At 52.6% G+C, this 9,043-nt stretch carries 11 protein-coding genes; 1 reads left to right on the top strand and 10 read right to left on the bottom strand.

Features of this window, described 5'->3' with window-relative positions; translation table 11 throughout:
• Window positions 1-86: 86 nt before the first annotated feature.
• The 9 genes from FH603_RS27080 to rbsK form a co-directional block, all read right to left on the bottom strand.
• On the bottom strand, window positions 87-497 hold the full coding sequence (locus FH603_RS27080; protein ID WP_235985638.1) for an IS3 family transposase: 411 nt from the start codon (window positions 495-497) through the stop codon (window positions 87-89).
• Window positions 498-502: 5 nt separating this feature from the next.
• Window positions 503-814: a transposase gene (locus FH603_RS27075; protein ID WP_186742284.1), complete on the bottom strand. Its 312-nt coding sequence runs from the start codon at window positions 812-814 to the stop codon at window positions 503-505.
• 216 nt (window positions 815-1,030) lie between these two features.
• Window positions 1,031-1,456, bottom strand: coding sequence for a response regulator (locus FH603_RS27070; RefSeq protein WP_186742282.1), 426 nt, complete (start codon window positions 1,454-1,456; stop codon window positions 1,031-1,033).
• A gap of 86 nt (window positions 1,457-1,542) precedes the next feature.
• Window positions 1,543-1,944, bottom strand: coding sequence for an IS1 family transposase (locus FH603_RS29385; RefSeq protein ID WP_425326524.1), 402 nt, complete (start codon window positions 1,942-1,944; stop codon window positions 1,543-1,545).
• Between the two features lie 64 nt (window positions 1,945-2,008).
• Window positions 2,009-2,275, bottom strand: a complete 267-nt coding sequence (locus tag FH603_RS29380; protein WP_186742278.1) for an IS1-like element transposase — start codon at window positions 2,273-2,275, stop codon at window positions 2,009-2,011.
• A 34-nt stretch (window positions 2,276-2,309) separates the two neighbouring features.
• Complete coding sequence (locus tag FH603_RS27055; RefSeq protein WP_208493207.1) at window positions 2,310-2,861, bottom strand: RNA polymerase sigma factor; 552 nt, start codon at window positions 2,859-2,861, stop codon at window positions 2,310-2,312.
• Window positions 2,744-3,739, bottom strand: coding sequence for a GRP family sugar transporter (locus tag FH603_RS27050; RefSeq protein ID WP_186742276.1), 996 nt, complete (start codon window positions 3,737-3,739; stop codon window positions 2,744-2,746). The genes FH603_RS27055 and FH603_RS27050 overlap by 118 nt, the downstream gene beginning before the upstream one ends.
• A gap of 11 nt (window positions 3,740-3,750) precedes the next feature.
• On the bottom strand, window positions 3,751-5,400 hold the full coding sequence (locus FH603_RS27045; RefSeq protein WP_186742274.1) for an ADP-ribosylglycohydrolase family protein: 1,650 nt from the start codon (window positions 5,398-5,400) through the stop codon (window positions 3,751-3,753).
• A gap of 24 nt (window positions 5,401-5,424) precedes the next feature.
• The gene (rbsK, locus tag FH603_RS27040; RefSeq protein WP_186742272.1) at window positions 5,425-6,387 is read right to left on the bottom strand and encodes a ribokinase; all 963 of its coding nucleotides are present in this window, start codon (window positions 6,385-6,387) and stop codon (window positions 5,425-5,427) included.
• A 501-nt stretch (window positions 6,388-6,888) separates the two neighbouring features.
• Here rbsK and FH603_RS27035 point away from each other — a divergent pair.
• The gene (locus FH603_RS27035) at window positions 6,889-8,394 is read left to right on the top strand and encodes a hypothetical protein (RefSeq protein WP_186742270.1); all 1,506 of its coding nucleotides are present in this window, start codon (window positions 6,889-6,891) and stop codon (window positions 8,392-8,394) included.
• Here the strand turns inward: FH603_RS27035 and FH603_RS27030 are convergent.
• A complete protein-coding gene (locus FH603_RS27030; protein WP_186742268.1) occupies window positions 8,365-8,931 on the bottom strand; it encodes an RNA polymerase sigma factor in 567 nt (188 codons plus the stop codon). The genes FH603_RS27035 and FH603_RS27030 overlap by 30 nt on opposite strands.
• Between the last annotated feature and the right edge of the window lie 112 nt (window positions 8,932-9,043).

Genomic DNA, 9,043 nt, shown 5'->3' with positions numbered 1-9,043 from the left:
AGGCCTTATCTTGGGGCTGGAAAGAGTCGGTAAGGGTCATCTTGGCGAGATTTAGAACACCTCAAAGATGTCTACTTATCGGCTCTTTACCCTTTTATGAGAAAGCCCTGCCAACATAAGTATTCCAAGGGCCTGGTCGCTACAATTCGTCTGAATTTAACAAATTCCCGCTTCCCCGTCGGTCGGATTACTTTGCCTAAGAGTAAATTTTGCTCCTGCATAAGCCGATACACCTTTTTCTTATTGATCAAATACTCTTTTTTCAACTCGTGGGTGATGTATTCATAGCCGAGGGCGTTGAACTCAACATCCAGCAACTGCCGAATACTGTTCACTACCACTTGATTGTCGACCCAAGATCCATCTAGTTTCATAGTCACCTGGCTGGGTCGTGCTCCAGGCCTACCTGATTGAGGTTGGTAGTAAAACACGCTCCGAGGCACGCCAAGCCAGTGGCATAACAGGGTACGACTTACTTGATTTTCAAACTGTTTCATGAGTGCTAACTTCTCCTGGAGTGAATAGGCGTTTTTTTTAGCAGCTCACTTTTGATCTTCAACTCCAAAGCTTGTTTTGCTACAATCCGCTTTAGGCGTTCATTTTCCTCTTCGAGCACTCGAAGCTGGGGATCGACGCGTGCATAGGAATCTTTCAGTCCTTCTTTGCCTTTGCTCAAATATTTCAATCGCCACCTGCGCAGCAACGAAGGGGATAGGTTGTACTTGCGAGAAATCTCGGCATGGCCGTCACGGATGGCTTCCTGGACGATGGAATAGCGGTCTTCGGGAGTAAAACTCCGCCTTGCTTTGCTCATGGTATCTGAATGTAAAAGGACTAAACTGTTTTTGCAATTTTGTCCAGTCATTCAGGGGGTTAAGACACTTGCCACTCAGTAAGTACAGTCTTTTTTCCATATACAGTTGGGCTGGGCCGCCGGGCGGTGGTATATGCCTAAGAAAATCCCGTGGTTGTAGGACACAAAAGAACAGATAACTCGAGTTGGCAGCCACTTATGCAATTAGGTTTGATCTCATGGATTGTTCGGTATATGAACCGTTTTCAGCCAATAGGTATACATTAATTGAAATAATTGAGTCATTTCTTTGAACGAACTTGGCTTGCTCATAAACGTGTTCGCTCCTAATCTGTAAGCTTTATGAACAGTTTCTTCACTCCGGGTAGCAGTTAGAACCAATATTGGAATGAAGTTTAGATTTGGATTGGTTTTGAGTGTTCGCAGTACCTTATAGCCATCCACACGAGGCATGTCTAGGTCTAATAGTATCAAAGCTGGTAATTTTCCTTCGGGACTATTTAAGAGATCATCTAACAGCGATTCTCCATCATTAAAGAAGGTCACGCTACAGTCTGAGTAAGGTTTTAAGGCTTCTTGAATTAGATATCTATCATCTTCATCGTCGTCAACGGCATAAATGCAGAATTGGATATTTCCCATGATATGAGTGTTGTGAGCTCATTTAATTAATACGAACAGCTATACATTTAGTTTTTACGTGTCTATATGATTCTGTTGGTAGTGGCTTAACTGCGTTGATCAGCGAAGAAAAACTGATTAATGAATAGGCCGATTGTCGTATCGTGGACCGCCACTGACTTAGAGAAGCAAATGGTTCGACGGGTCAGTCGCTTTAAGCGTGTTCGAAGAGTAAGATGCTTACGTTCAAGACCTTGTAATGCCGCTTTACGAACTAAGCGTAATCGTTGATCCAGGCAGTCAAAGTAAGCCCACCAAGAGTCCGTTATCCACCTGATTACCTCAATTTTAGCCTGCTCTAATAGGCTAAGTAGGTGGCGAAATGTTTGGTGAGTACGTCGTCCAAAAACGAAGGCAATAATCTCGCCTGTCACTGCATCCTCCACCCACCACAGCCAGCGGGGCTGTTTTTTCTTACCCACGTAAGACCGCCCGGCGGCCCGGCACATCTCGTCGACTTTAAGGCTCATTTTTAAGCCTCTATCGACATATAAGGGATTAACATGAATGACTTCACTGCTTTTTTTTAAACTGAGTGCTGACAGTATTTCGATTGACGCCTAGAACACGGGCGGTATCACGTATGCCTGCTCCGTTGAGGACCATCTGAGTGATCTGCTCTTTGACCAAGGGGTCCCGGGCTTTGTGGGTGTATGTTTTGACAAAGGTTCGACCGCAGTCATAGCATCGGTAGCGTTGGGTACCAGCGCGGGTAGTGCCATAGCGTTTGACGTGTTGGGTTTGCCCACAATGCTTACAGGAGACTGCTTCTAAGACCATTCACAAAGATACCTATATCAACGCAGTTAAGCCACTACCGGGTAATGACCAGTAGTTTCTGTTGTTCAACCAGTTGCTCCTCCACCAGCGTTTGCTCATAGGGCTGGATCTGAAACTCCGCCCCGTCAAACAGGTAGTCGTCAGAATCCAGCTTGTTCAGTCGGCCTACGGTGTCCAGCAACCGGCGTCGCAGCGCCCGGTAGAGGTAAAAGCGAATGTTGTCGGTAGCCCCTAACCGGGCCCGACTCTCATGCAGGTGTAGATACAGCTCATGCAGACAATCTTCCACTAAGGGCTTATTACGAACCAGATTATAGCCATACCGGTACAGATCGGCCGCGAACAGATCGTATAACGCAGCAAAAGACGACTGGTCGCCGTTCCGGAAGCTATCCCAGAGGTGAACATGTTCGGATGGCGTTAGCGGTTTGTTTATATCGTTTTCAAAAGCCGTTACGTATTCTTTTTCTACCGGGCAATAATCAATAAGCTTAATCCAATAATGTAACAGACCAGCATCCCATTCAGCAAATTGTTCACTCCCTTCGGGGCCGACCGGAATTCCCGCCAGACGTAAATGCCCCATATGGCGGCTACCACGGTTGCGCCCTGGCCGAGTCCGTAACTGATGGCGGGCCCGGCTTTGTCCGAAGCCAGAATGCTGAACGACATACCCAGGCACCAGATCATACCGCCCAGCACGCCCGTGAGGTGGTTGCGCCCGCTCCCCCGAAAATAATCGGCGTAACTGACGGGTGTACCTTCAAACGGCCGACGCATGAGCAGCGTGTTGAACAGGAAATTACTGGCCAGGATACCCAGCGCAAAAAAGACAACGGCGGTGTAGGGACTGAGCTTACCCGGCTCGGGCTGGTCGAAGTTAGGGAACATGGCCTGGGCCACATAGCCGTAAAACAAGCCCATCAGACAACCCGCTACGACAGACAGCAGCAAGCCTTTGGTCGATACACCTGCGCTGGCAGTCGCCGTCCGTCGGTAGGCGAAGGCGTTGAGCAGAATAGCCACCACGATCAGGGCCATGCCGCCAAACAGCAGTCCGGCATTGCCAACGGGCGCGTTGAGGTAGTTGACCACCACGCCAATGACCAGCGCCAGCCCGATACCCACCGGAAACGCCACCGACATACCCGCGATGGAAATGGCCGCTACCAGCAAAATATTGGCGGCATTGAACAGTACCCCGCCCCAGAGCGCCGAGCCAATATTGTCCATGTCTGCCTGCCGGATATCGGCCAGAAACGAGCGTCCGCCCTCGCCCATACTCCCTAGCGTGAGAGCCAGCAGTAGCGCCAGCCCAACAATACCCAAGACATAATCCCAATAAAACAGTTCAAAACGCCAGTTACCCGCCGACAACTTCTGGGTGTTAGCCCACGAACCCCAGCAAAGCATGGTGACGATGCAAAACAGCACTGCGGTACCGTATGACTCAATGATAAACATAGTGGTGGGATTTAGTAACGGGCCAGAATGGGTTTGTTGCCGAAAACGATCAGGTTGCGCAGGCGCACGGAGTGATCTTTATCCGGGTTGAGCAGTTTCAACCGCAGCGTGTGCTTTCCGGGCGCCAGCTGGTACTTCCAGGTCATATCGTAACGACGACGGGTGAAGCTGGCGGGCAGGTTGGCCGTTTCCATCTTTTTATCGTCAATGTAAACCTCTACCTGAGCCGTGTAACCGCTTTCGTATTCGTACTGGCCCGCCTGCGCTTTTGGCTTGTTCTCACCAACAACGATAAAGCCAACCCCCTCGAAGGTGGTGGTGTACTCGTCAGCCTCACGCGGCCCGGCCTGACCCGACCCAATTAGCTCTTTGTTGATATTCCATTTTTCGGTGGGAAAATGGCGGGTGAAGCCTTGTTCTAACCGAACTGCTTTGGGTGTTTGTACAGCAATGGTTACGTTATCGCCACTTACTTTGCCGCCGTTCTGCCCGATGACCTGAAGCGCGTGTTTCATGCCGATGCTATAGACATCGTTGAGCGACATGGTCGTGTATTTAAAGTCGATGTCCTCCGCTTCGGCAAGGCCCTGCTTCCAGTAAGCCGGGATTTTGCTGTAGCCCAGCATGGTACCCAGGATACCACCCGCCGACGATGGATTGCAGTCGGAATCCTGCCCGGCGCGGGTGCTGATCTGCATGGTTTTGGTGTAATCGCCTTTGCCATACAGAAGGCCCAGCACAATGTAAGCCGAGTTGATCTTCGCGTCGATGTTGTAGGGAGCAAAAATACCGTCCGAACAGCCCACTTCGTCGGCCCATTTGCGTTGCACTTCCAGCCAGGTACGTTTCCAGTCGTTGGGATACTGGTCGTGCCACTTGATCACGTCGGCAATGCACTGATAAAAGGTACTCTGTGCCGGAACCGCCTTGAGCCCTTCCCGAACGATGTAGTTAACATCATTGCTGACAAACGCCAGCGAATACATGGCGCCAACATACACGCCACCGTACCAGCCGTCGCCGTAGTTCATGATGTGGCCGATGGGGTCGCCAATCTTCACGGCCGTATTGGGCATGCCGGGGGCCATCAGCCCCGAAAAATCAGCTTCGATCTGGAAGTCGATATCGTCGGCATGGGGGTTGTTGAGCCAGTGACCCGACTCGGGGGCTTTCATGCCGTTGAGGATGTTGTTACGCCCCACCTGATTGGCGTGCCAGAGCATGTAGTCGGCCTTGGCAAAGGCGTTAGCGTGTTCGCTGACGGGCGCATCGAGGCCTTTTTTCTCGAACACATCCACGAAGGTCAGGTCCATGTACAGATCATCGTACAGACCGGGATTTTCGAGCATCGTTTTCTTGATGTAGCCGTCATACCACGGAATGGGCTGATAATCATTCATCATGGTCCCATTGAACTTGAACTCCGTTGGCCCGCCAAAGGTGCAGCCAATAAGCTGACCAGCCCAACCGCCTTTGATCTTGTCCTGTAAGGCCGCTTTGGTGATGGTGACGGTAGCGGGCAGGCGGGCAGCACGGGTTCTGGTCAATACTTTTTTGGGCGTCGGGGCCGATCCGCCTGTATGGGAGAACTGCGCATCACCAGCGATCGGGCCGAAACCCGTCAGTGCCAGTAATGGGAGGAGGAAATAGCTTCGTTTCATGGGGTTTGGGGAATTTTCGAATGGTCAAATAATGAGCAGCGGCAGGGAATCGACCTCATGCCGGTGGGGAATCGATGCCTGGGCACCCATTCGGGTAACCGAAATCGACGCGGCTTTGCAGGCAAACGCCACGGCATCGGGCAGGTCGAGCCCTTCGGCGATAGCGATCACCAGGGCACCATTAAAGCAGTCGCCTGCCGCCGTGGTGTCAACTGCCGTTACGGGCGGAGCGGCAATCATCGACGCGCCCGCCGGTGTAGAGAGGTAGGCTCCCCGCGAGCCAAGCGTGATCACCACGTTGGGTACGCCCATTTCATGTAATCGATGGGCTGCCTGTTGGGCGGTGGTTTCGTCGGTCACCCGGACGCCCGTGAGCAGTTCCGCTTCGGTTTCGTTGGGGGTTATCACATGGAGACAGGCCAGCACCGCCGGGTCGAGGAGTTGCGCCGGGGCCGGATTCAGGACAACCCGCATACCCCGTTCGTGGCTCTGCCGAATGGCATAGTCAACCGTTGGGATCGGAGTTTCCAGTTGCAGTAAAACAACGGCATTGTCGGCATTCGTTTCAGCAGCCAGCGCACGGGCAACCTGCTCCTGTCCGAGCCGGGCGTTGGCTCCCGACGCCACCATGATGCAGTTCTCGCCCTTACTATCCACACCAATCAGGGCGACGCCCGAGGGTTCGTCGGCATCCGTCGTGACAAAGTCCGTCCGGATACCCTCCCGCTCGAACTGCTGGAGCGCCTGCCGACCAAAAATATCATTGCCCACATTGGCCACAAAGGTTACTGTAGTTGCCGGTCCGGGTGAGAACGGGCTCGACGTCGTGGCGAGCCGGGCGGCTGCTACGGCCTGATTGGCCCCTTTACCGCCGGGGTTCATGAGAAATGTACCGCCCAGTACGGTTTCGCCGGGGGCGGGTAGTTTATCGCCCTTGATCACCATATCGGTGTTCGAACTACCAATGACACAAACAACAGAAGGCATAATGGATGAAAACAAGTTGTTGAACAAACCTATGGATTAATTGTATCAATCAAAGCCCAGTTTTCACCAACTTAGCTATTTCTAACTTAAATTTCGGGCTGACGGTTTGGTCGCGTTAGCGATCAGATGTTTGTAGCATAGCGTGGCTTAGGGGTATATTCTGGTCGCGTAGCGATCAAATAAGAGCGCGATTTAATCGCTACGCGACCAGAATCTGTCCACATAGCTAGTTCCTGGAAACATTGAAGCTATTTGGGATTACGGGCAGTATATGGTGGTTTGTAGCCTGGATGGCCACGTCCGGGTAAGTAGATAACCCGTTTACCCCCGGACGTAGCCGTCCAGGCTACAAACCTCGCCCTTACTGACTGAAAGGAAGGGCCAGGTAATAGTTTGAATTATTGCTTACATAAAGTTAAAGAGTAAGAAGACATTGGTGTCTCCCTTTGCAAGGCGGCATGAATATCAAAACTCTTCGCCTAAATTTTCAGCTATTCCTACATGACTATCGACGTCCTTCATCCTTTACTTCATTCCCTCACAAAATCCGAAAAACGGTACTGTCGACTGATGACGGGTTCGCCAACGGGCGACAAAGGTTTTTTGCGGCTGCTGGACTGCCTGCTTACCCACGAAACAATGGATGACGCCCTCACCGCCGACCTCACCCGGCTTTTTCCCGGTGCCACCCTCGAACCCGCCCGCAAGTACCTGTACCGGGTAGTGATGCAGAGCCTTCGGCAGTTCGAACAGGACAAGCGAATCGACGTCCGCATTGGTCAGCTTCTACACGACAGCCAGATTCTTTACGAACGGGGATTGGCTCAGTTCAGTCAGGAACAACTGGAAAAAGCACAGCGTCTGGCCGAACAGCACGAGCGGGGCCTCTACGTGGTGCTGGCGGCCCGGCAACAAGCCGAGCAATGGGTAAAAGGGCAGTTCGACGGGGTCGATGAACCGACACTCGCCCGGCAGCACGCCCTGATTCGTCAGCAGGTCGAGCGTACACTAACGGCCCTGCACCATGCGGCCCTCTATGAAACCCTGCTGCTTCGTTACCGCACCCACGGAACCGTTGGGAACGTAACCGATACACGTCGGCTGAATGATTTATTACTGGAAGAACACCAGTTGCTGAACCGGCAGAGCCGAAGCGGGTCGCCCATGTGGTCGTTTGCCATGCAACAGCAGCACCTGCATTTTCAATCGGCTTATTTCCGGATGATTGGCGACGAAGCCGGGAGTCTGCGGGTGTACCGCGAACTGGACAATCTGTTTCAGAACAACCCGACGCTCTGGGCCGAACAGCCGCTCTATTACGTTCAGTTGCTGGAAGGCATTCTGTCGGACTTACGGATGCTGGGTCAATACGAGGATATGCCGTACTTCATCGACCGGCTCCGGGCCATTGACGGCCCGACTCACGGTCTGCACCATACGGCCCCCTACCTGACCTTATATTACCGACTATTACTGGCTATCGATCAGGCGCGTTATGCTGATGCGGCTACCCTGCTGGCTACCGATCCCCTTTCAGCCGATGGGTCGGCGTTTGAGCGCGGACTCGCTCGCCTGACCCTGGGTACCCGCACCGAATTCGACCTGCTGCTGGTACGGCTCCAGGTGTGTTTGGGCCACTTATCGGCGGCTTTGCATCGACTAAACCGGGTGCTGGCGTTACCCGCCCGTTCGCTCCCCGGCCGACTGTCTATGGAGCGGCAACTGATGAGCCTGCTCCTCCACGCCCGGCTGGGTAATGCTGATTACCTGACTTACGCTCTCCGGTCGGCCGAGCGTAAACGAAAAACCATCAACCGGCAATCGGAAGGGGAACGGTTCATTCTGGAGCTGCTTCGGCAGTGGCTCAGCGGTCGATTGGAATCAACCGCTCTGGCCCGAATAGATGCGTTTAGGGGTAGTTCGGCCGACCAGCAATTGATACGAAATCTGGATGTACGGACCTGGGCCAGTGCCTGTTTACACACGCACCCGAACGTGGGCGCGTAAGGTCTTCAAGGCCACATTGACCGTATTATACACGCTTTTGATCGTGATATCCATGACCTCAGCCGCCTGGAGGTAGCTCAGTCCTTTCATGTACACCAGGTACAGAATCTCTTTCTGGCGTTTGGGCAGCTTGTTCAACTCGTGGATGAGGACATGTTTTTGCCGGTCCAGGATCTGTTCATCAATCAGGAAACGTTCGTACGGTTGAATCACGAATTCGGCTTTGTCGAAAAAATAAGGGTCCGAATCCAGCTTGTTCAGGCGGGTAACCGTGTCCAGCAACCGACGGCGTAAGGCCCGGTAGAGGTAAAACCGGATATTATCCGTCGGCCCTAAACGGCCCCGGTTTTCGTGCAGATGCAGGAATAATTCGTGCAGACAGTCTTCTACCAGTTGCCGGTTGCGGATCAGGTTGTACCCATATCGGTACAGATTGGCCGAGAACCATTCATAAAGTTGCGAGAAAGCAGCCCGGTCACCGCTCCGGAACGTATCCCAAAGCTGCGTATGCTGAGTGGCGGTAAGTTGACTGGTCATAAATAGACTTGTTGTGATGGTGACTATGAGCTAGTTAACTAAATAGAAGTTCCATAAACCCGCGCAGATTCCTATCGCTGATTCGTACAATGTGACCTTGTGGGTTCGTAAA

Origin of the sequence: Spirosoma utsteinense (assembly GCF_014282275.1) — a bacterium.
GTDB lineage: Bacteria > Bacteroidota > Bacteroidia > Cytophagales > Spirosomataceae > Spirosoma > Spirosoma utsteinense.
Note: the sequence above shows the minus strand (reverse complement) of the source record. Positions and strands in the feature narration are given on the sequence as shown.

Bases quoted from the DNA above. Each gene is read 5' to 3' on its own strand.
- rbsK (WP_186742272.1), bottom strand. From the start codon at position 6,387: ATGCCTTCTGTTGTTTGTGTCATTGGTAGTTCGAACACCGATATGGTG.
- FH603_RS29385 (WP_425326524.1), bottom strand. From the start codon at position 1,944: ATGTGCCGGGCCGCCGGGCGGTCTTACGTGGGTAAGAAAAAACAGCCC.
- FH603_RS27070 (WP_186742282.1), bottom strand. From the start codon at position 1,456: ATGGGAAATATCCAATTCTGCATTTATGCCGTTGACGACGATGAAGAT.
- FH603_RS27080 (WP_235985638.1), bottom strand. From the start codon at position 497: ATGAAACAGTTTGAAAATCAAGTAAGTCGTACCCTGTTATGCCACTGG.
- FH603_RS27050 (WP_186742276.1), bottom strand. From the start codon at position 3,739: ATGTTTATCATTGAGTCATACGGTACCGCAGTGCTGTTTTGCATCGTC.
- FH603_RS27075 (WP_186742284.1), bottom strand. From the start codon at position 814: ATGAGCAAAGCAAGGCGGAGTTTTACTCCCGAAGACCGCTATTCCATC.
- FH603_RS27045 (WP_186742274.1), bottom strand. From the start codon at position 5,400: ATGAAACGAAGCTATTTCCTCCTCCCATTACTGGCACTGACGGGTTTC.
- FH603_RS27030 (WP_186742268.1), bottom strand. From the start codon at position 8,931: ATGACCAGTCAACTTACCGCCACTCAGCATACGCAGCTTTGGGATACG.
- FH603_RS27055 (WP_208493207.1), bottom strand. From the start codon at position 2,861: ATGGGGCATTTACGTCTGGCGGGAATTCCGGTCGGCCCCGAAGGGAGT.
- FH603_RS29380 (WP_186742278.1), bottom strand. From the start codon at position 2,275: ATGGTCTTAGAAGCAGTCTCCTGTAAGCATTGTGGGCAAACCCAACAC.
- FH603_RS27035 (WP_186742270.1), top strand. From the start codon at position 6,889: ATGACTATCGACGTCCTTCATCCTTTACTTCATTCCCTCACAAAATCC.